The sequence below is a fragment of the Donghicola mangrovi genome (assembly GCF_013377535.1).
In the GTDB taxonomy this organism is placed as follows: domain Bacteria; phylum Pseudomonadota; class Alphaproteobacteria; order Rhodobacterales; family Rhodobacteraceae; genus Donghicola; species Donghicola mangrovi.
Genome location: NZ_JABCJE010000013.1, coordinates 20,163 through 46,845, shown reverse-complemented (window position 1 = coordinate 46,845; position 26,683 = coordinate 20,163). Strand labels below are relative to the sequence as shown.

Below are 26,683 nucleotides of genomic sequence, written 5' to 3'. Positions count from 1 at the left end.
TTCATGATTATTCTGGCGGGCCGCCCTTGGCCCGTCTTTTCTGCATTAGGAACCACCCCATTGTCCGATATTCAAACGCTCTCTCCGGTGATCGACCTTGATGCCCGCGCGGCATTCCTTGAAGCCCTGATCGCCAAGGCTGCCGACCGCGCCCTCCAGGGCTTCCTCCAGCGCGAGGAAGGCCAGCTGGACATGAAAGGCCCGCAGGATTTTCTGACCGAAACCGATCTGGCCGTCGAGGACCTGATCCGTCAGGAGATTGCCCATACTTTTCCGGAAGACGCGATTTTGGGCGAAGAGGGGGGCGGCATCCCCGGCCGCGCCACATGGGTGATCGACCCCGTGGACGGCACCGCGAACTTTGCCCGTGGGGTGCCCCATTTCTGCGTGATCATCGCGTTCTGCGTGGACGGTCGGTGCGAATTGGGGGCCATCACCAACCCCGTGCTGAACGAACGTTACTTTGCCCGCCGTGGCCACGGGGCATTGAAAAACGGCCAGCCGATGCGCGTCACCACCACTCTGGCGGCCTCTAGCGCCTGTCTGGAAATGGGCTGGTCCCGCCGCCTGCCGGTCGAGACCTATCTCGAGGCCCAGCGCAAAGTGCTGGAAGAGGGCGCGAACATCCGCCGTGGGGGCTCCGGCGGTTTGGCGCTGGCCTATGTGGCCGAGGGCCGCTCTGACGGGTATTTCGAGGGCATCATGAGCAGCTGGGACTGCCTCGCGGGCCTTCTGATGGTCGAAGAGGCGGGCGGGCGCATCGGCACTTGGCCCGCGACCGTGGCCGACCTGACCGCGACCGGCCCCGTATTGGCGATCACCCCCGCCTTGGCCGATCAATTCGCCAAGGTTCTGGCCCCCGTCACGCTGAAAGAGGCCAGCGCATGACCACCGCCGAAATCGACCGCATCAAAGAGGCTTTTGCCCGCGCCGATGCCGCCCGTGACCCGATGCACCTGATCCACCGGAACCTCTATGGGCGGGGGATCGACCTCTATATCGGGAACAAACAGGCGGCCTCTGATCCGGCCTATCTGGCCGAACATGGCGTGGGCACCGTGGTCAATTGCGCCGTCAATCTGGACATCAACATGGTCACCAATGTTGATCCCGAGACGCGCAATCTGCCCTTTGGCTGGTCGCCCGTGCGGTACTACAAGCTGGGGATCGTGGACGGGCCGGGGAACCCTACGCCGATGCTGCTGGCGGGCTATTACCAGCTGAAGGGGCTGATCGAGCAGACCTTTCCGCAAAAGCCCTCTTATCCGTGGCAGGGTACGGGCAATATTCTGGTGAACTGCCGTGGCGGTCGGTCCCGTTCTGTCACGTTGGTGGCCCTGTTCCTGCATCTGGAATGCCCGTCCAACTACCCGACCTTGCAGGCCGCGATCGACCACATCCGTGTGGCCCGTCAGCTTCACCCCGACGAATGGCCGCAAGCGCCCAAGCAGGTTCTTGTTGATGCGGCGCAGTGGTCTGCGGATATGGTAGCCATGATCCGACCGTTCGAACCCGCAACCATCACCGAAGGCGAATAGGGTATGTCCGCGAACCTGCGCAAACAGCCTCAGGGCCTTGCATCCGCTGCCGAAGTCGCGCGGCTGGCGGGGGTGTCGCGGTCTGCTGTCTCTCGGACGTTCACGGATGGGGCCAGTGTCTCGGCCAAGACGCGGGAAAAGGTTCTGGCCGCCGCCAAGGAGCTGAACTACCACGTCAACCATCTGGCGCGCGGGATTTCCAAGGCCGAAAGCCGCCCTGTGTGTCTGTTGGCCTCGAACATGACCAAGCCCTATCACGGGCTGCTTCTGGACGCGATCACCCGCGAATTGCAGGCGGCGGGGCGGATGGCCATGGTCATCAACGTCACCGCCGATCCCGAAAGCGCGCAGGCCGCGCTGGAGCAGGCGCTGAGTTATCGCGCCTCGGCCAGTGTGGTGATGTCCGGCACGCCGCCCGAGGCGATGGTCAGCACCTGCATCGACGCGGGCCAGCGGGTGATCCTGATCAACCGCAGTGGCGGCCATGCGGACGCCGACCACATCCGGATCGACTATCAGGCCGCGATGGATGACGCGGTGTTCATGCTGAAACGGGCAGGGTGCGAACGTCTGGCGCTGGCCGGTTCTGCCAAAGGAACGCCAAGCCTGATGGAACGCGAACGCCTGTTTCTGGAGGCCGCGGCCAAGCAAGGCTACGCCCCCCGCACGTTCAAAGCCCCCAACAGCAACTATGACGACGGGGCGCAGGCCGCGCGGGCCCTGCTGGCAGGGCGGGATCGCCCGGACGGAGTGTTCTGCCTGACCGACCTGATGGCGTGCGGTTTGATCGACAGTGCGCGGCTGGATTTCGGGCTGAAGGTGCCGACCGATCTGAACGTCATCGGGTTCGACAACATCCCGCAGGCGGCGTGGGCGGGCTATGGCCTGACGACCTTTGCCCAACCCTACGAAGAGATCGCCCGCACCGTGGTCCGCATCGTCGCGGACGAGACGCCCGCGCAGGTGCATTCCCTGCCAACCGCTGCGCAGTGGCGACAGAGCGTTCTGTTCGGTCCGGCAGACTAGGGGGCCGTCACGCAGGAAGTACCGTTTCCGGTGCTCCCGTTCGTTTAATCAGGTCAGCCCGCGCGCTGGCCCTTGACCCAAACGCCGTGCACGGTGGCGGTGCCTTCGATCCGCTTGATCCGCAGAATGTCAGCGCGTTTGCCAACTGTCAGGCGGCCCCGATCATGCAGGCCCGTGGCTTCGGCAGGGGCGGCGGTGACGGTGCGTACGCCGCGCGCCACATCGCCCCACAAATCCCCCAGCAGAAGCGCCGAAGACAGCAGCGACGCCGGCACATAGTCCGAGGACACGATGTCCAAGAGGTCCAGCTCGGCCAGATGATGCGCCGCCACGTTGCCCGAATGCGAGCCCCCGCGGATCAGGTTGGGCGCGCCCATCATCACTTTGATCCCGTGGTCGCGGCAGGCCTGCGCGGCCTCAACGGTGGTGGGGAACTCGGCAAAGGACACCCCGTGCTGCGCCGACACCGCCACATGATCCGCCGTGGTGTCGTCATGGCTCGCAAGAACCGCGCCGAAACGGGAGCAGGCGGCGACAGCGGCAGCCTCGTGCACCGCGCCAAAGCGTTCCTTTAGCGCGATCTGTGCGGCCACGTGATCGTCGAATTGGTCGTCCGACAGGTTGTGCTTGCCGCAGACATAGGCCTTGAGCTTGCTCAGGTCGCGGAACTGGCGCTCGCCGGGGGTGTGGTCCATCAGGCTGACGATACCGACGCGGTCATCCTCGCCGAATTTGTCCAGCTCTTGGACCAGCGTTTCCGAACAGCATTCCGCCCGCAGGTGCAAAAAGTGCGAAATCCGCAGCGCGTCCTTGGCCCGCAGGTCCAGAATTTCGGTGGCCACGTGGCGGGCGTATTCCTTGTAATCGGCGGCGTCCTTGACCACCGAGCCCACGCGCAGGGCATCAAAAACCGTGGTGATCCCGACCGAACACAGTTCTGCATCATGGGCGATGATCGCGGCGGTGTGGGGCCAGTCGACCTTGGGGCGGGGCTGAAGGTGACGCTCCAGATTGTCGGTGTGCAATTCGATCAGGCCGGGGATCACCAGATCGCCCGCGCAGTCGATGGCGCCGGGTGCGGTGCTGGGGGTTTCGCTGATCTCTGCGATGGTCTCGCCGCGCATCACGAGCGTGCCCCTGATCACTTCGTCGGGCAGCACCAGCGTGGCGTTGGTCAGAATAGTGTCGGTCATGTTAGTCTCCGGTTCGCAGGGCCATCATCTGGCAGCGCTTCGTCACACCCTCGTGACATTGCGCGGCGATAAGGCAGCGATGATGAAAAGATACGCTATTTACTATGTTCCGCCCCATGGGGCGTTTTGGCAGGCCGGGTCTGCGTGGCTGGGATGGGATGCCGCGTCCGGTCAGCCTGCCTTGCATCCCGATCTGGCCGGAGTGGATCTGGCCGGTCTGACCGCGACCCCGCGCAAATACGGCTTTCATGGAACGCTCAAGGCGCCGTTCCGGCTGGCAGAGGGCCGCACCGAAAGCGACCTGACCGATGCCGTGGCACAATTGGCGCGCAGCATTCCGGCCTTTGATCTGGAGGCGCTGGTGGTTTCCTCGATCGGCGGGCGGTTTCTGGCGCTGCGTCCCGAGGGTGACGTGACCGCGCTGCGGGGGCTGTGCGACCGCTTGGTCGTCGCGCTGGAACCCTTCCGCGCGCCTTTGACCGAGGCCGAATATGCCCGCCGCAAGCCCGAGGCCCTGACCGCCCATCAGCGCGCGCTTCTGGACCAGTACGGCTATCCCTATGTGATGGACGAGTTCCGGTTTCACATAACCCTGAGCGGCGATCTGGAGGCAGAGCCCTTGGCGCAGGCACGCATCATTGCCGAGGCCTACTTTGCCCCGCATCTGCCGCGCCCCTTTGCCATGGACACCATCGCCCTGTGCGGCGAGGCAGAGGATGGCCGGTTCCACATCCTGTCGCGTCATACGCTTACCGGCTGAACGGCGGCGCAGAGGGCGTCGATCCCCTCTGCCTGCGTGCCGTCATTGCGCACCACGAGATAGGCGATGCCCTCGGGCAGGGCCTGTTTCGCCCGTTCCAGACGTTTGGCGATATCCTCGGTGGTCTCGCGCCCCCGAGAGGCAAGGCGATCGGCCAGCACCTCGGGCGAGACCTCGATCAGGATGACGCGCAGATCGGGCAGACGCTCGGCGGCCTGCGCCAAGGCCTGTCTGGAGCCGTTGAAAATCACCGTTTCATGGGCCAACTCGCTGTGCCGGATGCCATAGGACAACCCGTGCGCCTGCCAATGCAGGGCAAAGGCCCCATCCGCCAGCAGGGCATCGAAAACGTCCTGTGTGACGCTTTCCTGATCCTCGGTCCCGTCATTGCTGCGGGTGATCGTGCGGCGGGCGCGGTGGATGTGGGGGTGGCGGGTGATTAGCCCCTCCATCAAGGTGTCCTTGCCCGCGCCCGAGGGGCCGACGATTGCGAAAACGCCCATTATGCGGCCCTCTGCGGGGTAAAGCCGGTCACGTCCACGGTGCGGTCACAGACGCGGTCGCGGGCGGCCTCGTCGTGGAAAATGCCGACGATAGCGGCACCGCGGGCCTTGGCGGCCTCGATCAGCGACAGGACGACTTCGCGGTTCTTGGCGTCCAGCGATGCGGTCGGTTCATCCAGAAGCAGCGCCGGATAGTCATGGGCAAAGCCGCGGGCGATGTTCACGCGCTGCTGTTCGCCCCCCGAAAAGGTCGTGGGCGACAGGGACCACAGGCGCTGGGGGATGTTGAGCTGCTCGAGCAGATGCTCGGCGCGGGCATGGGCCTGATCCGAGGGGATGCCAAGGGCCAAAAGGGGCTCGGCCACCACGGTGCGTGTCGGCACGCGGGGCACCACGCGCAGGAACTGGCTGACATAGCCCAAGGTCTCGCGCCGCAGGCGGATGATCTCGCGCGGCGAGGCTTTGGCCACGTCCACGTCCCCCACCATGATGGACCCACCGGCGGCCAGATAGTTGCCATAGATCATCCGCATCAGGGTGGATTTCCCCGACCCGGACTGGCCGGTCAGGGCCACGCATTCCCCCGGCTGGACCGCCAGATGTGCCCCCGCCATGACCGGAATGACAACGCCACTCTGATTGTGCAGGGTGAAGCTTTTGCTAAGGTTTTCGATCCGGATCATGGGGTTACACCTGCAGGACAGAGGAAACGAGCAATTGGGTATAGGCGGCCTGAGGATCGTCCAGTACCTGATCGGTCAGCCCGTGTTCGATGACATGGCCGTCCTTCATCACCATCAGGCGGTCGGCCAGCAGGCGCGCGACGGCCAGATCGTGGGTCACGATAATCACCGACAGCCCCATATCCCGCACCAGCCCGCGCAAGAGGTCCAGCAGACGCGCCTGAACCGACACATCAAGACCCCCCGTGGGTTCGTCCATGAACACCAGCTTGGGCGAGGTCACCAGATTGCGCGCGATCTGCAAACGTTGCTGCATCCCGCCCGAGAACTGGCGCGGCCGATCGTCGATTCGCTCGGCCGAGATTTCCACGCGCCCCAGCCAGTCGGTGGCGGTCTCGCGGATATCGCCATAGTGGCGGGCGCCAACGGCCATCAGACGCTCGCCCACGTTACCACCCGCGGACACGCCCATGCGCAGACCGTCCCGCGGGTTCTGGTGCACAAAGGCCCATTCCGTGCGTGACAGCAGGCGGCGCTCGGGTTCGGACATCTGGCGGGTGTCGCGACCACGGTACAGGATCTGGCCCCGATCAGCGGCCAGTTGCCCCGACAGACACCCCAGCAGGGTCGATTTTCCAGAGCCGGATTCGCCCACGATCCCCAGCACTTCGCCGGGCCAGAGGTCAAAGCTGACATCGGTGCAGCCGATCCGCCCGCCATACATCTTGGCCAGATCGCGGACGCTCAGAAGCGGTTGGTCTTGGGTCATTGGGCTGCTCCTGCCTCTGCTTCGGCCTGACGGGTGACGCAGTAGTTGGTGTCCGAACAGACAAACATGCGGCTGCCCTGATCGTCGGTGATCACTTCGTCCAGATAGGTGTCGCCAGCCCCGCACAGATCACAGGAATGGTCGGCCTTGGTCGGCTCGAAGGGGTGATCCTCGAAATCCAGACTGACCACGCGGGTATAGGGGGGCAGGGCATAGATGCGCTGCTCACGCCCCGCGCCGAACAGCTGGATCGCGGCGTTGTCCCCCAGCTTGGGGTTGTCGAATTTCGGGATGGGCGAGGGGTCCATCACATAATGCCCCTCGACCTGCACCGGATAGGCATAGGAGGTCGCAATCGCCCCGTGTCGGGCGATATCTTCGTAAAGCTTCACATGCATGAGCCCGTATTCGGACAGGGCATGCATCTTGCGCGTCTCGCTCTCTCGCGGTTCGAGGAACCGCAGGGGCTCGGGGATCGGCACCTGATAGACCAGAATTTGGCCTTCGGTCAGGGGCACCTCGGGGATGCGGTGGCGGGTCTGGATAACGGTCGCCTCGGCGGTGGCTTCGGTGGTGGCCACGTCGGCGGTACGCTCAAAGAACTTGCGGATCGACACGGCGTTGGTGGTGTCGTCGGCCCCTTGGTCGATGACCTTCAGGGTGTCTTCGGGGGTCAGGCAAGCAGCGGTCACCTGCACACCGCCGGTGCCCCACCCATAGGGCATGGGCATCTCGCGGCTGGCAAAGGGCACCTGATATCCGGGGATCGCCAGACCTTTGAGCAAGGCGCGGCGGATCATCCGCTTGGTCGCCTCGTCGAGATAGGCAAAGTTATAGGCCTGATCGGTCATTCGGCGGCCTCCTGCATGGGGGTTTCGGCGGCACGGCGGATTTTGCGGATCAGTTCCAGTTCGGACTGGAAGTCCACGTAATGGGGCAGCTTGATATGCTCGAGGAACCCGGTCGCCTGAATGTTGTCGCAGTGATAGAGCACGAATTCGGTGTCCTGCGCGGGGGCGCCAACGTTGTCTTCGCCAAGCTCATCCCAGCGCAGGGCGCGGTCCACGAGGCTGACCGAAATCGCCTTGCGTTCGGACTGGCCCATGACCAGACCGTAGCCACGGGTGAACTGCGGCGGCTGGGTTTTGGAGCCGGTGAACTGGTTCACAGTCTCGCATTCGGTCAGTTCGATTTCACCGATCTCGATCGCAAAGCCCAGTTCCGGCACGAACATTTCCACATCGCAGGTACCGATGCGCAGCTCGCCGACAAAGGCATGGGTGCGCCCGTAGCCGCGCTGGGTCGAATAGGCCATGGACAGCACGAACCCTTCGTCCCCGCGGGCCAAGGCTTGCAGGCGCAGGGGGCGGTCCGCAGGCATCGACATGGGTTCGCGGGTCAGGTCGGCGGGGGTGGCGTCGGTCTGTTCCAACGGCTCCATCAGCCCGTCGCGGTCCAGCAGCGACAGGATGTGGGGCGCGTCCACCGGATCAGAGGGCTTCTGCTGCGCGGTCGGGGTCTCCCCCTCGGCCATCAGTTTGAAGTCCAAGAGGCGGTGGGTGTAGTCAAAGGTCGGCCCAAGGATCTGACCGCCGGGGGCGTCCTTGAACGTGGCCGAGATGCGGCGGGTGATGCGCATTTCGCCGGTGTCCACAGGCTCGGACGCGCCGAAACGGGGCAGGGTGGTGCGATAGGCGCGCAGCAGGAACACCGCCTCGATCAGATCGCCGCGGGCCTGTTTGATCGCCAACCCAGCAAGGTCCGGATCATAGAGCGACCCTTCGGCCATCACGCGGTTCACGGCCAGCGTCATCTGCTCGCGGATTTGGTCAACGGACAGTTCGGGGATGGCTGGATCGCCGCGGCGTTCCTCGGCCAGCCACTGGTGGGCGGCGTCGATGGCGCGCTCGCCGCCTTTGGTTGCGACATACATTACAGCGCCTCCACCTTGGTTGTTCTGGGCAGCGCCGCAAGCTGGGTGCCTGCGGTGAAATAGAAATCGACCCCCAGCGGGAACAGCGCGGCATTGGCCTGAAACGCCGCCGGATCGGGCAGGCGCAACTCGTGGGCGTGCTGGATGCCGGGGCCGGTCAGGCGGGCATTGGCGGGGGTCAGGGCGCTGCGTTCCACGATCAGCGTGGTCGAGCGGTCGGGATATTCCGCCGTCCCTTGGGCAAAGGCCTCGGTCGGACCAAGCGCGGCCCAACTGCCCACCGCAAAGACCGCCTGAGCGCGATCCACCAGCGGCGCGCCGGTGTGAAAGGCGATCCACGCGCGAACCTCTGGCGTGTCGTGGCTGGTGCCGATGAACAGGGGCGTGGTGCTGTCGGCCAAGGTTAGCAGCACAGTGGCCGCCGCTGCCGACAGGGGCGCGGGGGCCGCGATGGGGGCCACATCCTGCAGGGTGCCGGGGCGAGCCATCGCATTCAGGCACAGGCGGAAGGCGCGGGCCGCATCACGGGCCGGATCGGCAAAGCCCGCGGCCAGAACGGTGTCGTGGGCCATCAGTCCTCTCCTCTGACCATGGTAAAGAATTCCACCTTGGTGGCGGCGGCCTTGGCATCGCGGATGCGGCGGCGCTCGGTTTCCTCAGTGCGCAGGGTGGTCAGCAGGGGGGTGGTGACCTCGGGCTGCTGGCCGGACTGGATCAGGGCGTCGATCAGGGCGGCGCGGGTGGCGTGCCCCTTGTCGCGCCCTTGGACATAGGCATGCCCCACCGCGCCATCGGCCAGTTGCAGGGTGCAGCGGGTGACGGTCATCTCGCCAAGGTTAAAGGGCGCACCGCTGGCCCCCACACGGCCGCGCACCATGGTGGTGCCAATCTCGGGCGCTCGCAGCCAGGTGTGGTCGGGCAGGTCGGGCAGCAAAGCGGCCAACCGGTCCGGACGGGCGCGGGCCAGCACCCCCATATAGTCTTTGCGCTGGTCTTGATCGGATATGGACATCTTGACGACTTGTCTATTTATCTATACAACTAGACAAATATTGGGCCAGAAGCGCCCGTTTGACAAATGACAATTTCATGACGCGCAAAAATCCCGTCTGGCAAACAATCGCAGAAACCCTGCGATCCGAGATCACCCAAGGCCTCTATCGCGCGGGCCGAAAGCTGCCGACCGAGGCGCAGCTTTCGGCCCGTTTCGGGGTGAACCGCCACACCGTTCGCCATGCCCTGTCCGCATTGGGCGAAGAGGGGCTGACCGTGTCCCGCCGTGGGGCGGGCGTGTTTGTCGCCGCCGCGCCGCCTGCGGATTACCAGCTGGGACGCCGCGTGCGGTTCCACCAGAATATCGCGGCCTCGGGGCGCACCCCCAGCCGCCAGATCCTGCGCATGGAGACCCGTCCCGCTAATCAGGTCGAGGCTGATACCCTTGGCGTGACCACCGTACATGTGGTCGAGGGCATCTCGACCGGAGATGACCTGCCGATCTGTCATTTCCGCTCTGTTCTGCCTGCCGAACGGTTCCCCGATTTCCTACGGCTGATGGGGGAGAAGCCCTCGATCTCTTATGCGTTGGCCGCGATGGGAGTGCCGGATTACACCCGCGCCTCGACCCGCGTGACGGCCAAGATCGCCCGTAACCCCCGCGCTGGTCTGCTGAAAATCGCCGAAGGGGCGCCGCTGCTGCGGACCGAGTCGGTGAACGTCGATGCGGACGGGGTGCCCATCGAATACGGGATCAGCTGGTTCGTCGGGGACCGCGTCGCACTGACCGTGACCCCCGAGGACGCCGGTTAACGGTACTTCTCGACGAACGCCTCGGCGCGCATGGTGCGAAAATCCTCGAGCGCGGTGCGCAGGCGGTCATGGGGCCAGTCCCACCAGGCGATCTCTTGCAGGGCGTCGGCGACGCTCTGGTCAAAGCGCATCTTCACCGGCTTGGCGGGGACGCCCGCCATGATCATGAACGGCGCCACATCCCGCGTGACCACCGCACCCGAAGCGATCACCGCGCCGGTGCCAATGGTCACCTCGGGCTTGATGATCGCGCCGTGACCCACCCAGCAATCCGCGCCAAGGGTGCTGCGGCGGGACGCCCGATGTTCAAAGAACCGCTGATCATCCTCGGCATCCTCGAAATAGTAGGAGGAGCGGTAGAGGAAATGGTGCTGCGCGGCATTGCGATAGGGATGGTCGGTCGGCCCGATGCGGGTAAAGGCGGCGATGTTCGAAAACCGCCCCACCGTGGTGTTCGCGATATCCGCATAGCGGTCGCAATAGGCGTAATCCTCGAAGGTAGAATTCAGCACGCGCGACCCGTGCCCGATCTCGACATAGGCGCCAAAGGTGCTTCCTGCGATCGTGCACTCGGGGTGGATATAGGGGTCGGTGGGGGACAGTTTCGGCATGGTTTAGCCCTTGATGAACTTGCGGCGGATCCAGCCCGAGATGGTGTCCATCAGCATGACCGTCAGCACGACAAGAACCATATAATAGCAGACCTCTTCCCAGTCTTTCTGGGTGATAATCGCTTGGGTCAGCAACAGGCCGATCCCGCCGCCCACCAGCGCACCGATCACAGTGGCCGATCGGGTGTTGGACTCGAGGTAATACAGCAGCTGCGACAGGATCAGGGGCAGCACCTGCGGGATCACACCAAAGCGCATCCGCTGCAGGGCATTCGCGCCGGTGGACTGGATGCCCTCGACCTGCTTTTGATCAATGTTTTCCAGCGCTTCCGAGAATGTCTTGCCAAAGGTGCCGGTGTCGGTCAGCAAGATCGCAAGGCTACCGGTCATCGGGCCGGGGCCAAAGGCGCGCGACAGGATCACGGTCCAGATCAGCCCGTCCACACCGCGCAAGAAGTCGAACAGACGGCGGCAGGTCAGGCGCACCCAACGCGCAGGGGCAAAGTTCGAGGCCGCCAGAAAGGCCAGCGGCAGGGCGATCAGACCAGCGCCCATGGTGCCCAGAAACGCCATCAGGATGGTCTCGAACATGGCCCAAGCGACTTCGCCGTGACGCCACATTTTGTTGTTCCAGACATAGTCGGCCATCGCGACGATGTTGGGGCGCTGGGGTTCGACCCGCGGCTCCCACAGAGCCAGTGCCGCCAGTTCCCCCAGCGATTTGCCGTAGAAGGGCGTGTCGATGGTAAAGAAGAACAGCTCCCACCCCGCGCGGTAGCGGAACACCTCGGTGCGGGCGGGGGTGATCGAGAACCGCCAACCATCCTGCGTGATGGCGACGCGGTTGCGGGACACGCTCATCCAGTCGGGGGTGGTGGCATCGGCGGGCAGGTTCAGATCGACCGCACGGCCTTGGACCTGCGCGACGATGCTGCCGAAGTCGGGAATGTCGATGCGGGCAGCGTTCTCGGGCAGCAGGGTTACGGTGCTGCCATCTCGCAGGCTGATCACCGTTTCGGGGCCGTAGCTGACCCAATCGGGGCCTTGACCTTCGGGGAAGGTGCCTTTGCGCTCGCCTTCATAAGCGGTCACGATCGTGTCCGAGCGGTTGTCGCGGGTCACGTGCATCTTGTAGGACCAGAAATCCCGCAGCAGGATCGAGGCGTTCTCGGGGCGGGCCTTGGCCGCAAGCCCCTGCACGTCAAAGGCAAAGAACACGTAGACCAGATAGGCCAGAATTCCCAGCGGCACGGCGATGTTGCGCCATTTGCGGCGGGCAAAGGTGGCCTTGATCCGGCTTTGGGTGTCGAAGGCGAATTGGGGATCACTCAGCGCGGTCATAGAGCCTGTCCTCCTTTGACCAGACGGGCGCGGGCGCGGTCCGAGATGTGGTCGACGATCATGATGGTGATGAACAGCAGGGCGAAAATGGCGACCACCTGATCGTATTTGCCCATGCCCCATTGCAGGGCGGTTTTCAGGTCGTAGCCGATGCCGCCAGCGCCGACAAAGCCCAGAATGGCCGAGGCGCGGATGTTGATTTCAAACCGCAGCAGCGCATAGGACGACCAATTCGGCGCCACCTGCGGCAGGACGCCAAAACAGATGCGCTGCAGCCAGTTCGCCCCGACCGAGGCCAGCCCCTCGACCGGTTTCAGATCGACGTTTTCGGCCGCCTCCGAGAAGAGCTTGCCCAAAGCGCCGGTGGTGTGAAAGGCGATGGCCAGCATCGCGGGAACGGGGCCAACCCCCAGCAGGAAGATCAGCACCAGCGCGATCACGATCTCGGGGACGGCGCGCATGATGTCCATGATCCGGCGGAACACCGGCGTCAGCGCGGGCCACAGGGCCAGACCGCGGGTGGACAGGAACGCCAGCAGCATCCCCAACAGGCCCCCGACCAGCGTGGAAATCGCCGCGATGTTCAGCGTCTCCAGCAAAGAGGGCAGGAATTTCAGAACCAGACCGGGCAGGTTGCGCCAGTCGGTGAACGCCTCCGAGAAAATCTCGGCAGGGAAGTCGAAGATGCGGTGCAGCCCCTCGAGGAAACCGCCTGCATTGCGGTCCTCGGCCAGATTGAAGCCGCTGGCCATCAGCAGGACGAAAAGCGCCAGCAATGCCCCGCCATATAAACGGCGACGTTGGACCAGTGCCATGTAATCGGCGGTGTTCGAGCTTGGTGCTGCCTGCATCGATCTTTCCCTAGAAAACGCAAAAAACCCGAAGGCAGCATGGGGCTGCCTTCGGGCCATGTGTCAGCGATTAGCTGCCGCTTTTGATCTGCTGGCGACGGACTTCGATGATGGTCTCGTAGTAGTCGTGGGTGATCGGAACGAAACCAGCGGTGTCACCGGCTGCAACGCCGTAGGCGCAATCCGGGTCTTTCTCGTGCAGACCGGCAACCAGAGCGGTCATTTTCTCTTTTACGTCTTCGGGCAGAGCGTTGCGGACAACAACGGGGCCCTCGGGGATGGGCTTCGACATCCAGATCTGGACCAGATCGTTCATGTCGACCAGACCTGCGTCAACGGCCTTGCGCAGCGCGCCCGAGTTGTAGCCGTCTTCCCAGTTGCCCTGACCGTCGGCCCAGGTCACGCCTGCGTCGATGTCACCGTTTGCAACGGCAACGATGGTCTGCTCGTGACCGCCGGTGAAGCGCACTTCGCCAAAGAAGTCGCCCGACTCCATCGAGTGGCCGGTCTCTGCGGGGATCTCAACCGAAGGGATCAGGTAGCCCGAGGTCGAGTTCGGATCGCCGAAGCCAAAGGTTTTGCCTTCCAGATCGTCCAGCTTGGTGATGCCGCTGTCTTTGCGGGCGATGCCGATCGAGTGGTAGGTGTACGAACCGTCGAGGTTTGCTTTGACCAGAACGGGGGTCACAGCGTTTTCGTCGGTCAGGTAGATCTTGGCGTAGCCCGAAGCACCCAGCCATGCCATGTCGATGGTGCCACCCAGCAGGCCCTGCAGAACGCCGTCATAGTCGGCGGGGGCGAACAGCTTGACCGGAACACCCAGAGCTTCTTCGGTGTAGTTCTGCAGGCACGAGAACGAGTTCATGCGGTCCTGAGCGTTTTCGCCACCCAGAATGCCGATGTTGAATTCTTTGATGTCCTGTGCAGCAGCGGCACCGGCAAGAACAGTGGTGGTCAGCGCGAGTGCGATGATCTTTTTCATGGTCGTCTCCACGAGAGGTTTGTCTTGGTGGCAAGGCCGGAATGGCTCGTGCCGGAGCTACTCAGTCACCCAACAAGGCGTCTGCGTATTTCTGTCCCGAAGCCAGCGACGAAATCTCGGTCGAGGTCGCGCTTTCGGAGAAACTCTGGTCTGCGCCATAGATGTCGCGGGCGACATCCTGCGTCAGTTGGTCGGCGGTGCCGTCGAACACCACACGGCCATCCCGCATCCCGATCACGCGGTCACAGTAGCGGCGCGCGGTATCAAGTGTGTGCAGGTTGGCGATGACCATGCGGCCATCTTCGATGTTGATGCGCTTGAGCGTGTCCATCACGATCTGCGCGTTCATCGGGTCCAGCGAGGCGATGGGTTCGTCCGCGAGAATGATCTTGGGGTCTTGCATCAGGGCGCGGGCGATGGCGACGCGCTGCTGCTGGCCGCCGGACAGGGCTTCGGCGCGCTTGGCCGCCTGTTCCTGAATGCCGAGGCGGTCCAGAATTTCCAGCGCACGGGTGATGTCGGCAGAGGACCACAGGTTCAGCAGGCTGGTCAGCGTGGACCGGCGCCCCAGAAGCCCGTGCAGGACGTTCGAGGCCACATCCATGCGGGGCACCAGATTGAACTGCTGGAACACCATGGCGCACTGGCTTTGCCAGTCGCGCTTGGCCTTGCCGGTCAGGGACAGCACGTCGACGCCGTCAACCTCGATCCGGCCGTCGGTGGCATCGGTCAGGCGGTTCATCATGCGCAGAAAGGTCGATTTCCCCGCACCGGACCGGCCGATAATGCCGATGAACTTGGCACCCTCGACGGCGAAATTCACGCGGTCCACCGCAGACTTGGTACCAAAGGACTTGGAAACTTGGACAACGTTCAGATGCATGAGGGCCCCTTTTTGTTGGGGCTCTGCTTACGGATCGAAGATAACAGTTTCTTTGAAGGTCTGTGACAGTCCCGCCAAGTTTCTGTAACGGTTTCCTGTCAAGTCAGGGTTTCCCCTGCGTAACGTCTTGGGAACAGGGGTTTTACGGCGAAACGGGGCGCGCAGGGCCCGCCCCGTATAATCTGCGCCGCATAGGTATCTTAAGAACTGGTAACCGTGGCTGTCATAGAGGTCTTGGTGTCCCGCGGCGCGCTTTTGCCGATCAGGCTGACCACATCGGTGGCCACGACCAGAATATTGGCCCGCGGCGGGATCGCCACATAGACAGGGCGCCAGTCGGGATCGAACTTGTCCTTGAAGGCGCGAAGCCCCTCGAAGTTATAGAACTGGCGGCCGTGACGATAGACCAGCGCCCCGAGACGGGTGGACAGCGACGCTCCGCGCCGCGCCTCAAGGCCCGCAAGGGGGGCGTTCCCAAGGGAAAACTCGGCATACCCTTCGCGGGCATAGTGGAGCAGCAGTTCGGTAAACAGGAACTCCATCATCCCCGAGGGGGCATTGTCCACATGACGCATCAGGTCGATCGTGGCCGCATGTTTCAGATCGGTCTGCCAGAGGCTGGCAAAGGCGACGATCCGCTCTTCATGGCGGACAATGGCGATGGGGGCGCGGGACAGGACGCCCTCGTCAAAGGCACCGACCGAGAACCCTTTTTCCCCGCCGGATTTGGTTTTCAGCCAAGCATCGGAAATTTCCCGCAGGGTGGGCATCAGATCCTCGGCAAAGGGGGGCTGCAGAACCTCGAACCGCAGGCCATCCCGTTGGGCGCGGTTATTGTTGGTCCGAAGCCGTTTGCGCGCAGGCCCGTCCAGCGAGAAATCCCGCAGGGGAACCACGGCTTCTTCGCCCATTTTTACCAGCGCCAGACCCATCTCCAGCCACAAGGGGATCAGATCGACCCCGACGGAATAGAACACCGGCCGCGCGTTCGCCGCATAGGCCGCGTCGTGGAAATCCCAGGCCAGTTGCTCGATCTCGGACGGGTCGCCAAAGGGTTCGTGCAGGGCGATCCAGCTGCGCCCCTGAATGCGGTACATCAAGGCGCTGCGACCGGTTTCCGACAGCATCAGGCATTTGTCGCCGGTCAGCGCGATATTGGCGTCCGGATGGGACTGGGACATGACGATGGCGCGCGCTTGCTCCAGCTCTGCTGCGGTGGGCAGGGCGTGGGTCATCCGTCCGGGCCGCAGGGCAAAGACCATCAGCGCAAGGCTTAGCGCGACCATGCCCACCAATGCTGCCCGCAGGGCGCGGGGCGCGTTCTGGTCCACGGCGAATTGCCACCACAGGTCATGGGCATAGGGCGTGGCCTTGTGCGCAAAGAAGAACACCGCCAGCACCGCCGTCATGATCGCCAGCATCATCAGGGACCAACGGCCGCTGAAAACGTCCCGCGTCAGGCGGGTGGCGCGGAAAAATTCGCGCTTCATCGGCCAGAGGATCAGCAGCGCGATCCCCAGAAAGACCGCTCGTTCGATGTCCAGACCGTTCGCAAGGCTGGCCCCGATGCCCCCCGCCAGCGCCAGCATCGCCAGCCACCACGCGCCCGCCACCCGGCGCAGCAGGCCGTGGGCAATGACCAGCATCGCCGCGCCAAAGATGCTGGACAGCAACGCGCCGCCTTCGATCACCGCAAGCGGGGTCCAAAGTTCCAGCTGTTCGGCCAGCTCGGACGTGGGCGGCACCAGCGCGGACATCATCAGGACCGCGCCCGAGGCCAGCATCATCGCGGCCATCGCCACGGGCACCAGCGCGCCGATCGACCGGTTCAGGGGCGCAAGGCTGGTCAGCAGCGGGCCTTTGATCCGGTCAGATGCCATACGCGCCTCGGTCAGGGCCATCAGGATCAGCGCCACGCCAAAGGGCAGCAGGTAGTAGATCACGCGGTAGAGCAGCAGGCCCGCCGCAGCCTCGGCCACGGGAACCGAGGCGGGCAGGGCGGCAATCACCACGGTCTCCAGCACGCCCACGCCGCCGGGGACGTGGCTGATCACACCGGCCATGATCGCAGCGGCATAAACCGCCAGAAAGGTCGCGAAATGCAGGTCCGACGGGGGCAGAAGCAAATAAAGCGTCAGAGCAGCCAGCAACAGATCAAGGGCGGTAAACAGGAATTGGGCGGCCAGCAGCCGCGGCTCGGGGGCTTTGAGATGCATTCCGCGCAGGGAAATTTGCGCGCCCTTGGCCGACAGATAAAACAGCAGTGCCAGAGAGCCGATGACCACAGTCAGAGACACCGCGCGGATTGTGCCGCCGCCAAAGGGCAGCAGGTGCCCCAAGGCCAGCGGATGAAAGGCCAGTGCTCCGAACCCGATAATCGTGGCCCCAAACCCGAACGCGACCGATGCAAAGGCCGCGATCGCCGCGATGTCCTGCGCGGACAGCCCCAGCGCCGAATAGACGCGATAGCGCACAGCCCCGCCCGTGATCGGCCCCGCGCCGATGGTGTTGCCCATCGCGTAGCCGAGAAAGCTGCCCAAGGCGATGACAGGGGCGGGCAGGTCCTTGTCGATATAACGCAGGGCGGACCAGTCGTAGCCCACCAGCGTCACATAGCTGCCAAAGGTGGTCAGAACCGCCAGCAGCAGAACCTGCAGCGGGGTGGATCGCGCCAGCGTCGCGACTTGCTTCAGGTCCACACTGGCCAGCAGGTGATGCAGCGCAAAGGCCCCCGCCGCGAACAGTCCAGCCGTGATGATCCACGGCAAAAGCGGTTTGATCCGCTGGATCAGCGAGAGGTCGGTGCGGGTGTCTTCGGTCATGGGCAGTCCCTTTGGTTGACCCAACGGATCGCACCGCCGGCTTCGCGACACGTGACCCGAAGATTACGATTCCGCAATCTATTAGACGCCATCAGGTTTCCGCGCCCTTAACATCTGCGTCAAGGATGTTAAGGGCGCTGGAGTGGGGGCTGTCAGGCCACCTCGATCCATGTGGTCATGCCCGTCGCGGCATGGGCCAACATATGACAGTGAAACAGCCACTTGCCCGGATTGTCTGCGGTAAAGGCGATTTCCAAAGGCTCATCGGGGAAGGAGAGGATCGTGTCGCGCAGTGGCCCAAGGGTGCGATCGGGGCCGATCTGCCGAAAATGGGTGCCGTGCAGGTGCATTGCGTGGGGGAAAACCGTCCGGTTGACCAGCTTGATCCTCACGGGTTCCCCGCGCTGCAACGTGGCAAAGGGCGTGTCGGACAGTCCCGACTGACCGGACAAGGCCCAGTATTGGCCGCGCTCGATCAGGCCGCGGAAGTCCAGCCTTTCCCCTTCGAAGACGGCGCTGTCCATGCCCGCCATGGCGCCACCCTCCATCGCGATCTCCAGCGATCGGGCTTGCGATAGGTCGGGCAGAGCGGTGTTGGGGTTCGCAGGCAGGGGCGCGGGGGGATCGGCGCGGGGCGTCCGCCCGCCGGTGACTGTAACCTCGACCAAGGCTTGCCAGCTGTCGTCGGACATTGCCATCAGCAGGGCGGCGGGCTGGTCCACCGCCGCTGTCACATCGACGATCAGGTCCACGCGCTGCGCGGGGGCGAGGATGATCTCGGTGGTCAGGGGCTCTGGCTGGTCCAAAGGCATCCCGTCCAAGGCAACCGTCCAGCCCGACATCCCTTGCAGCCGCAGGCCGAAAATCCGCGCGTTGGCGCTGTTGATCAGGCGCAGGCGCAGACGTTCGCCGGTTTCGGCGGTCAGGCCATAGGCGTATTGTCCGTTCACCCCGACCAGATTTCCGGTGCGGCCACCGTGACTCATGGTCATGGGGTTAGCAAAGGGCTCGACAAAGGCGCCCGTGTCCGGATCCAGCAGCCAGTCCCCGAGCATCAGGATTTCGTCGCGGTCCACATCGGGCGGGGTGGCTTCGTCCACGATCAGCACTCCGGACAGACCGCGGGCGACTTGCTCCATCGAGTTTTTGTGGGCGTGGTACCAGTAGGTGCCCGCATCCGGTACCGCAAAGTCATAGTCAAAAGTGCCACCGGGCGGCACGGGGTCTTGGGTCAGGCCGGACACCCCGTCCATCGCGTTGTCGATGCGGATGCCGTGCCAGTGGACCGACGTTGGCACATCAAGGGCGTTGATCAGCTGGCGGGTCACGCGGCCCCCTTGTGGTACGCGGATCAGCGGGCCGGGAAGGGTGCCGTCATAGGACCAGACCTCGGTCGTAGGATAGCCTTCGGGGGCCAATTGCACGGTTGCTTTGCGGGCGGTCAACGTTGGCGGCGCGGCCAAGGCAGGGCGCGTCAGGGCCAGTCCCGCAACGCCGCCAAGGCCAGCGCAAAAGGCGCGTCGAGTGAAAGTCATGGCTGGTCCCCTCACGGTTATGCGCTTGGTTCCTGTGATGGTGCGTTTTCAGCACCCGTACAGAGTTGCGCGGCGATGGCGGCTTTGTCGATGACGGACCAGACGTTGCGGATTTTGCCGCCTGCGAATTCGTAGAACACGTTTTCGGAAAACTGCACCCGTTTGCCATTCACCGGCAGGTCGAACAAATCCCCGACGGGCGTGCAATCAAAGGCAAGGCGCGCCGCGATCACCGGCGGGTCGCACATCACTTGCACCATGTGGAACTTTAGGTCGGGGATGGCCTTGAAGTCACCGATCAGCATGGCGCGATAGCCATCCAGCCCGATCAGGGTGCCGTTATATGTGGCCTCGTCCGAGACATAGTTTTGCAGGTTCGGCCAATCCTGCGCATTCAGGCAAGCGATGTAACCGGAATAGGCCACAAGGATTTCGTCTCGGGTCAAAGGGCACCTGCTGTCTTTTGCCATTGGCCCTCGTGGGGCCTGCGCCCGCACCATAGCACAGGCACGCCCCGACGCACATCACAGCTGCGCGGGGCGTGCCCAAGGGCGTTATTCGGGGCTGTAGTCAGCGTCCGATACCTTTTCCATCCAAGTCACGGCGCTGCCGTCGACGGCCTCTTGGATTGCGATGTGGCTCATGGCGGTGTCGGGGGCCGCGCCGTGCCAGTGCTTTTCACCGGCGGGGAACCAGACCACGTCGCCTTGGCTGATTTCTTCGACGGGGCCGCCTTCGCGCTGCACACGGCCACGGCCGAAGGTCACGATCAGTGTCTGACCGGCGGGGTGGGTGTGCCACGCGGTGCGCGCGCCGGGTTCAAAGGTCACGTGGCTGCCGCCGACGCGGCTGGGGTCTTCGGCTTGGAACATGGGGTCAACGCGGACAGTGCCGGTGAACCAGTCTGCGGGGCCGGGGATCGAGGGGTTGGTGCCCGAACGGGTGATTTTCATCAGAGGGGTCCTTTCAGAGTTTTTCAAAACGGTAGGTCAGCGCAGGGCCACCGGGCTGCCCGTAGGCAAGCACAGCGGTGACCATGGCAAAGGGTTCGACATAGCGGCCTGTGGTCAGGCCACCTGCCTCGAGCGGGTCAAAGCCCGCATCACGGATCAGGGTTTGGGCCACCTGCTTGGCGCCCGCGTCGTTGCCATACATCAGCACTTGGGGCTGGGGCGTCAGGGTGCGGGCGCGGACGGGGGCAAAGGTTTCCGACGGGATGGTGTTGAAACAACTGACCCAGCGGGCATGGGGGAGCAGACGGGCCAGTTCCTCGGCCCCGCAGGTGGAAGGGCCGTAAAGGAGGTTGGCGTCATCCTCGTCCAAGGGGACACAGCAGTTCAGGACGATCTTGCCCGCTAGCTCACCGGCCTGCTTCAGAACATCGGGAATGCGGGACCAGTGGACGGACAGCAGCACGGCGTCCGCATCGGATATGGCCTCGGGGATCGAAGCCCATGCGCCGCCGGTTGCCTGCGCAAGGCGCTGGAGTTTCGCGTCGCTGCGGGCATAGGTGAAGGTCACGTGATGGCCTGCGGCGGACCACGATTGGCCAAGTGCCGCGCCCATGCGGCCCGATCCTAGGATGGCGATTTTCATGTCTCAACTCCCGAAGGGAAGGGCGGGCGCCTCTGCGCCCGACCCGATTATTTGGAACGGCTGGCAAAGACGTCTTTTGCGACCGGTAGGGCGGAAAACACGCGCGGCCAACCGGCATAGAAGGCCAGATGAGCCAACATGCCGCCCGCTTCGTCTTGGGTCAGGCCGTTGTCCATGGCGCGGTTCAGGTGAAAGGTCATCTGCTCGGGCTGGCCAGCGGCGATCAGGGCCGCAACGGTGATCATACTGCGGTCGCGGGGGGCCAGATCAGGGCGCAGCCACAGGTTCCGGAACAAGTAAGCCTCGGTGTAGTCGACCACACCTTGGCTGGTCTCGCCAAAGTTGCCTTGGACCATGGTCTGGCGGGCGGCTTCGGCCTCTTCGTTCAGGGGCAGCAAGTCGGGGTTGGGCCCGGGCAGATCGGCGGATGCGATCCCGCGGTCCTCATAGACCGGCGCCATGGCCACCGCCGCAGCGGTCGCGTTGCCACAACCGGTGTAGAAGGCCAGATGGGTGATGGCTTCGGACAGTTCGGGCGCGGTGACGCCCGCGTCCAGTGCGAGCGCGGTATAGGCGGCCAGATCGTCCACCTCGTGGCGGGTGACCTTGGCGGCAAAGGTGACCAAGGCGCGGTCGCGCAGGGACAGGCTGTCTGCGTTCCAGACCGTCCCGAACAGGGCGTCCGTGCTATAGGCCTCGAGGGCGGGGGCGACCTTGGAGACAGCCTCGGGCAAAGTGCTGGCCAGATCCTGCGCGCTGGCTGTCGATCCCATCAGGGCAAGAGCAGAGGCGGCGATGCGGGTATTCATAGGGCATTCCTTTGTGTTCGGCGTATGGGACACAAATGGCCTTAACTGCCCGAAACTTAATGGATAAAACCCGCAACCCACTCATGAGGCGTTTTCATCAATCCCTATGGCGTAGGGCCTCTAGCACCACCTCGAATGCCGAAGAGGACCTTTGGCGGCTGGGGTAATAGAGGTGAAAGCCGGGGAAATAGGGGCAGTATTCCTCTAGACAGGTGCGCAGCGCGCCGCTGTCCAGATAGGGCTGCGCCAACCGTTCGGGTACGCAGGCCAGCCCGTGGCCATCCACCGCCGCCCGGATCACCGAGTTGATGGTGTTAAAGGTGGCCTGACCGTTTACCTTGACGCGGATATCCTTGCCCTCGGCATCCTCGAACTCCCACGCATAAAGGGCGCCGTGGTTCGACAGACGCAAGTTGATGCAGCTGTGGTCGGTCAGGTCGTTCGGCTCTTTGGGTTCTTTGGTCACCGCGAAATAAGAGGGCGCCCCCACGCAGATCATCCGCTCGTCGGGGCCGATGCGCATGGCGATCATCCCTTCGGCCACCTGATCTCCGTACCGCACGCCCGCGTCGCAGCGGGATTGGGCCAGATCGGTGTACTCATATTCCATCACCAGCTCCACATTTACGGCCGGATATTTCCGAAGCATCGGCGAAAGCTTGGGCCAGAGCAGGGATTCAATGGCGTATTCCACGGCCACGATGCGGACGGTTCCCGTGGGCTCGTCCCGCACCTCGTTCAGGGCCTGAAGCCGGTTTTCGATCCGCTCGAAGCAGGGGTTCAATGTGGCCAGCAGGTCCTCTCCGGCCAATGTCGGGGCCACGGTGCGGGTGGTGCGGGTTAGCAGGCGGATGCCAAGACGCTGCTCTAACCCCTTGATCGTGTGGGATAAAGCGGACTGGGACACATTCAGGCGCGCCGCGGCACGGGTAAAGCTTCGCTCTTCGGCAACGGCGGCAAAGGCGATGAGATCGGTAATATTTTCGCGGATCATGGGGGCGGTCGGAGCCTCTAACTCGGGACGCATTTTTCCTCCATGATATATGCTTGTGGTTCATAAGGTCGACGGATTATTTCCGCCGACCCTTGGGGTGTTCGCGACCTAGCCGCCGTAGTCTTCGTCCGAAACATGGTCACCCCAGCTAACTGCACTGCCATCGACGCTGCCCTGAATGGCGTAATGGGTGACCGAGGTGCTGTTCGTCGCCCCGTGCCAGTGTTCCACATCGGGCGGACACCAAACCACGTCACCGGCGCGAATGGTCTGCTTGGGCTGTCCCCGTTCCTGCGTCCAACCGGTGCCTTTGGTGATCACCAGCATCTGGCCCGCGGGATGGGTGTGCCACGCCGACCGCGCTCCGGGCAGAAAGGTGACTTCGCCCGCGCTGACGCCGCTTATTTGCGGGCCAAAGACCGGCGCGACATAGGCGGTGCCGGTAAAGGTTTCAGCGGCTCCGATCTGACCGGCACGATCTGCGTGGCGGGTGATCTCGACCTCTTGGGCCTCGGCCCCAAGGGGCAGGGCAAGGGCGGCGGCGAGTAGGGTAAGTCTCATGGTCGTCTCCTATTTTCGTCCTGTGCCCCCTACAGAATAGGGCCTTGGGGACGCCCGATCATCGGGTCAATCCGGGATGCCGTGATGAGGTCTGTTCATGAATGGCGCGCGCCGGTCGATGAGGCGCCCTCATCAGTGCTATGAAACACCGGTTATTGCGCGGGGCGGCGGATCGGGCGCATCTTGGGCCGGAAATCGGGAGGGGGCTTGGCCCCACAAGCCCATGAGACACATATTTATAATGGCGCTCGCCCTTGCAGCTTTGCCTGCGCTGGCCGGCGCGGCAGAAAAGAACGAAACGATGAAGATCAACGTAATTGCGGGCGAAGTGGTGATGCCTGCCACCTTGGACAACAGCGCGGCGGCGCGGGATTTCGCCAGCCTTTTGCCGCTGGAACTGACCCTGACCGACTATCACGGAACCGAAAAGGTGGCCGATCTGAACCGAACGCTGGATGCCTCGGACGCGCCGGACAGCTACAAACCGGCGGCGGGGGATATCACACAGTACGCCCCTTGGCAAAATCTGGCGATCTTCATCAAACCGTTCTCGGCGGCGCGGGGGCTGGTGCGACTAGGGGCGTTTGACGGTGACTATTCAGCCCTGAAAGCCCCCGGAAATGTGGCCGTAAGGATCGAGTTGGCGGACTGACCCGTAGTTCAGAAACAAATCGAGCGCCCTTGTTTCCAAGGGCGCTCTGTCTTCGGGGGGGATAGTCCGGATCGGGACGCCCGAAGAATTCCGGCTCAGGCCTTGCCGCTGTAGACGGGAAAGGCCGAAGCCTCGCCGTAATCCTTGGCGGTGATTGCCTTCAGCGCGTCCATATCTTCGGCCGAGATTACGAAATCCACGTCGGCGTTCGTTTTCATATGAGCAGGGTTCGCGGTTTTGGGCAGGGCCAGCAGGTCCAGTTCCAGTATGTAGCGGATGCAGAGTTGAGAAATCGTTACCCCGTATTTCTGCGCCATCGCGCCGATCTCTGCGTTGTCCAGAATTTGACCGTGGGCGATGGGCGAATAGGCCTCGACGGCCATGTCGTTTGCTTTGGAAAATTCGATCAGGTCAAAGGGCGTGTTGCCGATATGGGCCAGAAGCTGGTTGATCATCGGCTTGATGCGCGCGTTATCAAGCAGGTTCTGTAGGTCGACCTGCTGGAAGTTGGACACGCCGATCGCGCGGATTTTGCCTGCATCCAAGGCCTCCTCCAGAGCTTTCCATGCGGCCAGATTGCCCTCGAAATAGCGGTCTTCGCTGGCCCACTCGGCCCAAGGCTGCGGGCTGTGGATGATCATCAGGTCGATGTAATCCAGCCCCAGTGCCTGAAGTGATCCGTCGATGGCAGCTGTGGCGCCGTTGTAATCCTTGATCTCTGCGGCCAGTTTGGTCTGAACGAACAGCTCTTCGCGGGCCACGCCGCAGGTGCGGATGCCAAGGCCGACGCCGCACTCGTTGCCATAGGCTTGGGCGGTGTCGATGTGACGGTACCCGATCTGGGTGGCGGCTTTGACGGCCTCGGCGACCTTGTCATCGTCGATCATCCAAGTGCCCAAGGCCAGCTTGGGGATCGCCACGCCGTTGGACAGGGTTTTGGTGTCTTGCAGGATCATGTCTCGTGCCTTCCTCTGGGGCGGCCGGTGCCGCCGGATGCGCCAGAGATAGGCTCCTTGGGGCGCCTGAATAATCGCTGAAAAACTGAACCCACTTATGAGCGAGATTGCTGAATAGCCCGATCAGGTGCGAATGACGAACCCGCGGGCGATGTGATTTCGCACGAACCAGATCATCGCCACACCCGGAATCAGGGAAACAACAGTCATCGCCATCACCAGCCCGATATCGGTGCGGAACCCATAAAGGGCGTTGATCGCCATGGTGATCGGCTTGCCCGCCGTAACGGTCAGAATGCGGGCCAGCACGACCTCGACCCACGAAAAGACAAAGCAGAAGAACACCGTAACCCCGATCCCCGGCGCAATTGCGGGGATCAGGCGTTTGAAGAAAAAGCCGCTCAGTGAATGCCCGTCGATAAAGCAGGTTTCATCGTATTCGCGGGGAACGGCGGCGATGAAGCTTTCCAAAATCCAGATCGCAACGGGCAGGTTAAAGGCGCAGTGCACCAGCGCGATCCCGACCGGATTGTTCACCAGCCCGAACCGCGCGAACAGAAAGAACACCGGCAGTGACAGCACCACAGGCGGCGTCAGCCGGAACGCCAGCAGGGCAAACAGCACATGGCGGTCGCCGGTAAACCGATAGCGGGCAAAGGCATAGGCCGCAGGCAGCCCCGCCGCCAGACACAGCGCGATATTCAGCGTCACATAGGTCAGAGAGTTCAGGATCGAGCCCCTCAGATCGGGGCGGGCCCACACCTCGGCATAGTTCAGCAGGGTCGGCGCGCCAGTGACGTGCCCTTCGCGCGGCAGGGTCAGGGTGAAGCTCAGCAGGACGGTCTGTGCGAACGGCAGCAGGATGAACAGCGCCAGTAGGCCAAAGACGACGGCGCGCAGGGTCAGGCCGCGGGCGCTCATTGGTGTTTCCCCGTGGACCGGATCCGGATAAACGCCCATGCCACCGTCAGCACGATCAGAAAGTCCAGCATGGCGCGGGCAGCAGCGCGGCCATAGGTGTAGCTGCCGATATCGGCGGCCAGCTCAAGCGACAGGAAGGTCGTGGCGTTGTTCGGCCCGCCCGCGTTGATCGAGAACGCCTCGGTATAGATCATGAAGCTGTCCACAAACCGCAAGAGCAGCACAATAGACAGCGCGCCTGTGATGCGCGGCAGCTCGATATAGCGAAAGACGGCGAGCCGAGAGGCTCCGTCGATAGCCGCCGCTTGGCGATAGGGTTCGGGGATCGCGGCAACCCCCGCATAGGCCAGAATGACCACCAGCCCCAGCCAGTGCCACGTGTCCGCCAGCACGATCAGAACCCACGTGTGCAGGGCGGTGAACTTGTAGTCGAACGCAATCCCGAGGGCGGTCATCGCGCGGCCCGCCAGACCATGTTCGGGGTTGATCAAGGTCAGCCACATCCCCGCGATCATGTTCCACGGCACCACCAAGGGTAGCGCCACCAGCATCAGCACCGGCACGGCCATCCGCCCCATCTTCAGCATCAAAAGCGCCAGCCAGACCCCCAGCGGCACCTGTATCGACAGAACGATCAGCGAAAACAGGGCGCTGCGCCCCAGACTGGCCCAGAACTGCGGGTCTCGGGTGATTTCGGTGAACCATTCGGGGCCGATCCAGTAGGCCTCGTCGATGGTAAAGATGTCATGAAAGGAGAAATTGAACACCGCTACCAGCGGGATCACAGCGACAAAGCCCATGATCCCCAGTGCGGGCACCAGCAGCAGCCACGCCCCGTTCGAATGTGGATTGGACATAGCCTTCTCCCGTTCCCCGGCCGCCAGTGGGCCCGACCGGTGCGCGGGATGTCAAGCGAACACCGCAGGCGGGGGCCTGCGGTGCCGTGGGGTCATGGGGG

30 protein-coding genes are annotated in these 26,683 nt (G+C 63.5%); 6 read left to right on the top strand and 24 right to left on the bottom strand.

Annotation, left to right across the window (positions count from 1 at the left end; genetic code table 11):
- Positions 1–60: 60 nt before the first annotated feature.
- The 3 genes from HJ536_RS18195 to HJ536_RS18185 are packed head-to-tail and all read left to right on the top strand — an operon-like array spanning position 61 to position 2,564.
- On the top strand, positions 61–888 hold the full coding sequence (locus tag HJ536_RS18195; protein ID WP_228028800.1) for an inositol monophosphatase family protein: 828 nt from the start codon (positions 61–63) through the stop codon (positions 886–888).
- A complete protein-coding gene (locus HJ536_RS18190) occupies positions 885–1,538 on the top strand; it encodes a dual specificity protein phosphatase family protein (RefSeq protein ID WP_177158838.1) in 654 nt (217 codons plus the stop codon). The genes HJ536_RS18195 and HJ536_RS18190 overlap by 4 nt, the downstream gene beginning before the upstream one ends.
- A 3-nt stretch (positions 1,539–1,541) precedes the next feature.
- Positions 1,542–2,564: a LacI family DNA-binding transcriptional regulator gene (locus HJ536_RS18185; protein ID WP_176853679.1), complete on the top strand. Its 1,023-nt coding sequence runs from the start codon at positions 1,542–1,544 to the stop codon at positions 2,562–2,564.
- A gap of 53 nt (positions 2,565–2,617) precedes the next feature.
- Here HJ536_RS18185 and HJ536_RS18180 read toward each other — a convergent pair whose 3' ends face one another.
- Positions 2,618–3,757, bottom strand: a complete 1,140-nt coding sequence (locus tag HJ536_RS18180) for an alpha-D-ribose 1-methylphosphonate 5-triphosphate diphosphatase (protein WP_177158837.1) — start codon at positions 3,755–3,757, stop codon at positions 2,618–2,620.
- An 82-nt stretch (positions 3,758–3,839) separates the two neighbouring features.
- Between HJ536_RS18180 and HJ536_RS18175 the strand changes: the two genes are divergently transcribed.
- Positions 3,840–4,517 (top strand): DUF1045 domain-containing protein, encoded by a 678-nt coding sequence (locus tag HJ536_RS18175; RefSeq protein ID WP_338082459.1) that lies wholly within the window; start codon positions 3,840–3,842, stop codon positions 4,515–4,517.
- Here the strand turns inward: HJ536_RS18175 and HJ536_RS18170 are convergent.
- From HJ536_RS18170 to phnG, 7 genes are read right to left on the bottom strand one after another with little or no spacing between them, the layout of a single operon-like run.
- Positions 4,499–5,020, bottom strand: coding sequence for an AAA family ATPase (locus HJ536_RS18170; protein ID WP_177158835.1), 522 nt, complete (start codon positions 5,018–5,020; stop codon positions 4,499–4,501). The two genes, HJ536_RS18175 and HJ536_RS18170, sit on opposite strands and share 19 nt — an antisense overlap.
- Positions 5,020–5,703 (bottom strand): phosphonate C-P lyase system protein PhnL, encoded by a 684-nt coding sequence (phnL, locus tag HJ536_RS18165; protein ID WP_177158834.1) that lies wholly within the window; start codon positions 5,701–5,703, stop codon positions 5,020–5,022. The genes HJ536_RS18170 and phnL overlap by 1 nt, the downstream gene beginning before the upstream one ends.
- A 4-nt stretch (positions 5,704–5,707) precedes the next feature.
- Entirely contained in the window at positions 5,708–6,472 is a 765-nt protein-coding gene (gene phnK, locus HJ536_RS18160) for a phosphonate C-P lyase system protein PhnK (RefSeq protein ID WP_177158833.1), read from the bottom strand.
- Positions 6,469–7,323, bottom strand: coding sequence for an alpha-D-ribose 1-methylphosphonate 5-phosphate C-P-lyase PhnJ (locus tag HJ536_RS18155; RefSeq protein WP_177158832.1), 855 nt, complete (start codon positions 7,321–7,323; stop codon positions 6,469–6,471). The genes phnK and HJ536_RS18155 overlap by 4 nt, the downstream gene beginning before the upstream one ends.
- The gene (locus tag HJ536_RS18150; RefSeq protein WP_177158831.1) at positions 7,320–8,405 is read right to left on the bottom strand and encodes a carbon-phosphorus lyase complex subunit; all 1,086 of its coding nucleotides are present in this window, start codon (positions 8,403–8,405) and stop codon (positions 7,320–7,322) included. The genes HJ536_RS18155 and HJ536_RS18150 overlap by 4 nt, the downstream gene beginning before the upstream one ends.
- The gene (gene phnH / locus HJ536_RS18145; protein WP_177158830.1) at positions 8,405–8,977 is read right to left on the bottom strand and encodes a phosphonate C-P lyase system protein PhnH; all 573 of its coding nucleotides are present in this window, start codon (positions 8,975–8,977) and stop codon (positions 8,405–8,407) included. The genes HJ536_RS18150 and phnH overlap by 1 nt, the downstream gene beginning before the upstream one ends.
- Positions 8,977–9,417: a phosphonate C-P lyase system protein PhnG gene (gene phnG / locus HJ536_RS18140; protein ID WP_177158829.1), complete on the bottom strand. Its 441-nt coding sequence runs from the start codon at positions 9,415–9,417 to the stop codon at positions 8,977–8,979. The genes phnH and phnG overlap by 1 nt, the downstream gene beginning before the upstream one ends.
- Before the next feature lie 77 nt (positions 9,418–9,494).
- Between phnG and phnF the strand changes: the two genes are divergently transcribed.
- A complete protein-coding gene (gene phnF / locus HJ536_RS18135; protein ID WP_177158828.1) occupies positions 9,495–10,211 on the top strand; it encodes a phosphonate metabolism transcriptional regulator PhnF in 717 nt (238 codons plus the stop codon).
- On the opposite strand, the gene HJ536_RS18130 is transcribed toward phnF, so the two are convergent.
- From HJ536_RS18130 to HJ536_RS18070, 13 genes are all read right to left on the bottom strand, one after another.
- Positions 10,208–10,822, bottom strand: coding sequence for an LbetaH domain-containing protein (locus HJ536_RS18130; RefSeq protein WP_177158827.1), 615 nt, complete (start codon positions 10,820–10,822; stop codon positions 10,208–10,210). The genes phnF and HJ536_RS18130 overlap by 4 nt on opposite strands.
- Positions 10,823–10,825: 3 nt before the next feature.
- The gene (gene phnE, locus HJ536_RS18125; protein ID WP_177158826.1) at positions 10,826–12,163 is read right to left on the bottom strand and encodes a phosphonate ABC transporter, permease protein PhnE; all 1,338 of its coding nucleotides are present in this window, start codon (positions 12,161–12,163) and stop codon (positions 10,826–10,828) included.
- Positions 12,160–13,014: a phosphonate ABC transporter, permease protein PhnE gene (gene phnE, locus HJ536_RS18120; RefSeq protein ID WP_177158825.1), complete on the bottom strand. Its 855-nt coding sequence runs from the start codon at positions 13,012–13,014 to the stop codon at positions 12,160–12,162. The genes phnE (HJ536_RS18125) and phnE (HJ536_RS18120) overlap by 4 nt, the downstream gene beginning before the upstream one ends.
- Positions 13,015–13,084: 70 nt before the next feature.
- Entirely contained in the window at positions 13,085–13,996 is a 912-nt protein-coding gene (gene phnD, locus HJ536_RS18115; RefSeq protein WP_176853665.1) for a phosphonate ABC transporter substrate-binding protein, read from the bottom strand.
- Positions 13,997–14,057: 61 nt separating this feature from the next.
- Positions 14,058–14,879: a phosphonate ABC transporter ATP-binding protein gene (phnC, locus tag HJ536_RS18110; protein WP_176853664.1), complete on the bottom strand. Its 822-nt coding sequence runs from the start codon at positions 14,877–14,879 to the stop codon at positions 14,058–14,060.
- A 200-nt stretch (positions 14,880–15,079) separates the two neighbouring features.
- Positions 15,080–17,701, bottom strand: coding sequence for a bifunctional lysylphosphatidylglycerol flippase/synthetase MprF (gene mprF, locus HJ536_RS18105; protein WP_177158824.1), 2,622 nt, complete (start codon positions 17,699–17,701; stop codon positions 15,080–15,082).
- Positions 17,702–17,853: 152 nt separating this feature from the next.
- Positions 17,854–19,236, bottom strand: a complete 1,383-nt coding sequence (locus HJ536_RS18100) for a multicopper oxidase family protein (protein ID WP_177158823.1) — start codon at positions 19,234–19,236, stop codon at positions 17,854–17,856.
- A 17-nt stretch (positions 19,237–19,253) separates the two neighbouring features.
- The gene (locus tag HJ536_RS18095) at positions 19,254–19,682 is read right to left on the bottom strand and encodes an ester cyclase (protein ID WP_177158822.1); all 429 of its coding nucleotides are present in this window, start codon (positions 19,680–19,682) and stop codon (positions 19,254–19,256) included.
- A gap of 108 nt (positions 19,683–19,790) precedes the next feature.
- Positions 19,791–20,189, bottom strand: coding sequence for a (R)-mandelonitrile lyase (locus HJ536_RS18090; protein WP_177158821.1), 399 nt, complete (start codon positions 20,187–20,189; stop codon positions 19,791–19,793).
- A gap of 13 nt (positions 20,190–20,202) precedes the next feature.
- On the bottom strand, positions 20,203–20,832 hold the full coding sequence (locus HJ536_RS18085) for an NADPH-dependent F420 reductase (RefSeq protein ID WP_177158820.1): 630 nt from the start codon (positions 20,830–20,832) through the stop codon (positions 20,203–20,205).
- A 47-nt stretch (positions 20,833–20,879) separates the two neighbouring features.
- Positions 20,880–21,641: a carboxymuconolactone decarboxylase family protein gene (locus tag HJ536_RS18080; RefSeq protein WP_177158819.1), complete on the bottom strand. Its 762-nt coding sequence runs from the start codon at positions 21,639–21,641 to the stop codon at positions 20,880–20,882.
- 97 nt (positions 21,642–21,738) lie between these two features.
- The gene (locus HJ536_RS18075; RefSeq protein ID WP_228028799.1) at positions 21,739–22,668 is read right to left on the bottom strand and encodes a LysR family transcriptional regulator; all 930 of its coding nucleotides are present in this window, start codon (positions 22,666–22,668) and stop codon (positions 21,739–21,741) included.
- Between the two features lie 75 nt (positions 22,669–22,743).
- Complete coding sequence (locus HJ536_RS18070; RefSeq protein WP_177158818.1) at positions 22,744–23,196, bottom strand: (R)-mandelonitrile lyase; 453 nt, start codon at positions 23,194–23,196, stop codon at positions 22,744–22,746.
- 241 nt (positions 23,197–23,437) lie between these two features.
- Here HJ536_RS18070 and HJ536_RS18065 point away from each other — a divergent pair, with 241 nt between their 5' ends.
- Positions 23,438–23,848, top strand: coding sequence for a cyclophilin-like fold protein (locus HJ536_RS18065; protein WP_228028798.1), 411 nt, complete (start codon positions 23,438–23,440; stop codon positions 23,846–23,848).
- A 95-nt stretch (positions 23,849–23,943) separates the two neighbouring features.
- Here the strand turns inward: HJ536_RS18065 and HJ536_RS18060 are convergent, their stop codons facing one another.
- The 3 genes from HJ536_RS18060 to HJ536_RS18050 all read right to left on the bottom strand — a co-directional run bounded on the left by HJ536_RS18060 (position 23,944) and on the right by HJ536_RS18050 (position 26,582).
- Positions 23,944–24,804, bottom strand: a complete 861-nt coding sequence (locus HJ536_RS18060; RefSeq protein ID WP_177158817.1) for an aldo/keto reductase — start codon at positions 24,802–24,804, stop codon at positions 23,944–23,946.
- 123 nt (positions 24,805–24,927) lie between these two features.
- Positions 24,928–25,725, bottom strand: a complete 798-nt coding sequence (locus HJ536_RS18055) for a carbohydrate ABC transporter permease (protein WP_177158816.1) — start codon at positions 25,723–25,725, stop codon at positions 24,928–24,930.
- Complete coding sequence (locus tag HJ536_RS18050; protein ID WP_176853654.1) at positions 25,722–26,582, bottom strand: carbohydrate ABC transporter permease; 861 nt, start codon at positions 26,580–26,582, stop codon at positions 25,722–25,724. The genes HJ536_RS18055 and HJ536_RS18050 overlap by 4 nt, the downstream gene beginning before the upstream one ends.
- Positions 26,583–26,683 lie beyond the last annotated feature (101 nt).

What these genes read in the sequence shown, in the direction of transcription:
- phnF (WP_177158828.1), top strand. Translation starts at nt 9,495, where the DNA reads ATGACGCGCAAAAATCCCGTCTGGCAAACAATCGCAGAAACCCTGCGA.
- phnC (WP_176853664.1), bottom strand. Translation starts at nt 14,879, where the DNA reads ATGCATCTGAACGTTGTCCAAGTTTCCAAGTCCTTTGGTACCAAGTCT.
- HJ536_RS18185 (WP_176853679.1), top strand. Translation starts at nt 1,542, where the DNA reads ATGTCCGCGAACCTGCGCAAACAGCCTCAGGGCCTTGCATCCGCTGCC.
- HJ536_RS18080 (WP_177158819.1), bottom strand. Translation starts at nt 21,641, where the DNA reads ATGAATACCCGCATCGCCGCCTCTGCTCTTGCCCTGATGGGATCGACA.
- HJ536_RS18100 (WP_177158823.1), bottom strand. Translation starts at nt 19,236, where the DNA reads ATGACTTTCACTCGACGCGCCTTTTGCGCTGGCCTTGGCGGCGTTGCG.
- phnK (WP_177158833.1), bottom strand. Translation starts at nt 6,472, where the DNA reads ATGACCCAAGACCAACCGCTTCTGAGCGTCCGCGATCTGGCCAAGATG.
- phnL (WP_177158834.1), bottom strand. Translation starts at nt 5,703, where the DNA reads ATGATCCGGATCGAAAACCTTAGCAAAAGCTTCACCCTGCACAATCAG.
- HJ536_RS18175 (WP_338082459.1), top strand. Translation starts at nt 3,840, where the DNA reads ATGAAAAGATACGCTATTTACTATGTTCCGCCCCATGGGGCGTTTTGG.
- HJ536_RS18050 (WP_176853654.1), bottom strand. Translation starts at nt 26,582, where the DNA reads ATGTCCAATCCACATTCGAACGGGGCGTGGCTGCTGCTGGTGCCCGCA.
- phnE (WP_177158826.1), bottom strand. Translation starts at nt 12,163, where the DNA reads ATGACCGCGCTGAGTGATCCCCAATTCGCCTTCGACACCCAAAGCCGG.
- HJ536_RS18055 (WP_177158816.1), bottom strand. Translation starts at nt 25,725, where the DNA reads ATGAGCGCCCGCGGCCTGACCCTGCGCGCCGTCGTCTTTGGCCTACTG.
- phnE (WP_177158825.1), bottom strand. Translation starts at nt 13,014, where the DNA reads ATGCAGGCAGCACCAAGCTCGAACACCGCCGATTACATGGCACTGGTC.
- HJ536_RS18075 (WP_228028799.1), bottom strand. Translation starts at nt 22,668, where the DNA reads ATGCGTCCCGAGTTAGAGGCTCCGACCGCCCCCATGATCCGCGAAAAT.
- phnD (WP_176853665.1), bottom strand. Translation starts at nt 13,996, where the DNA reads ATGAAAAAGATCATCGCACTCGCGCTGACCACCACTGTTCTTGCCGGT.
- HJ536_RS18060 (WP_177158817.1), bottom strand. Translation starts at nt 24,804, where the DNA reads ATGATCCTGCAAGACACCAAAACCCTGTCCAACGGCGTGGCGATCCCC.
- HJ536_RS18090 (WP_177158821.1), bottom strand. Translation starts at nt 20,189, where the DNA reads ATGAAAATCACCCGTTCGGGCACCAACCCCTCGATCCCCGGCCCCGCA.
- mprF (WP_177158824.1), bottom strand. Translation starts at nt 17,701, where the DNA reads ATGACCGAAGACACCCGCACCGACCTCTCGCTGATCCAGCGGATCAAA.
- phnH (WP_177158830.1), bottom strand. Translation starts at nt 8,977, where the DNA reads ATGGCCCACGACACCGTTCTGGCCGCGGGCTTTGCCGATCCGGCCCGT.
- HJ536_RS18180 (WP_177158837.1), bottom strand. Translation starts at nt 3,757, where the DNA reads ATGACCGACACTATTCTGACCAACGCCACGCTGGTGCTGCCCGACGAA.
- HJ536_RS18065 (WP_228028798.1), top strand. Translation starts at nt 23,438, where the DNA reads ATGGCGCTCGCCCTTGCAGCTTTGCCTGCGCTGGCCGGCGCGGCAGAA.
- HJ536_RS18070 (WP_177158818.1), bottom strand. Translation starts at nt 23,196, where the DNA reads ATGAGACTTACCCTACTCGCCGCCGCCCTTGCCCTGCCCCTTGGGGCC.
- HJ536_RS18150 (WP_177158831.1), bottom strand. Translation starts at nt 8,405, where the DNA reads ATGTATGTCGCAACCAAAGGCGGCGAGCGCGCCATCGACGCCGCCCAC.
- HJ536_RS18155 (WP_177158832.1), bottom strand. Translation starts at nt 7,323, where the DNA reads ATGACCGATCAGGCCTATAACTTTGCCTATCTCGACGAGGCGACCAAG.
- HJ536_RS18170 (WP_177158835.1), bottom strand. Translation starts at nt 5,020, where the DNA reads ATGGGCGTTTTCGCAATCGTCGGCCCCTCGGGCGCGGGCAAGGACACC.
- HJ536_RS18130 (WP_177158827.1), bottom strand. Translation starts at nt 10,822, where the DNA reads ATGCCGAAACTGTCCCCCACCGACCCCTATATCCACCCCGAGTGCACG.
- phnG (WP_177158829.1), bottom strand. Translation starts at nt 9,417, where the DNA reads ATGTCCATATCCGATCAAGACCAGCGCAAAGACTATATGGGGGTGCTG.
- HJ536_RS18190 (WP_177158838.1), top strand. Translation starts at nt 885, where the DNA reads ATGACCACCGCCGAAATCGACCGCATCAAAGAGGCTTTTGCCCGCGCC.
- HJ536_RS18085 (WP_177158820.1), bottom strand. Translation starts at nt 20,832, where the DNA reads ATGAAAATCGCCATCCTAGGATCGGGCCGCATGGGCGCGGCACTTGGC.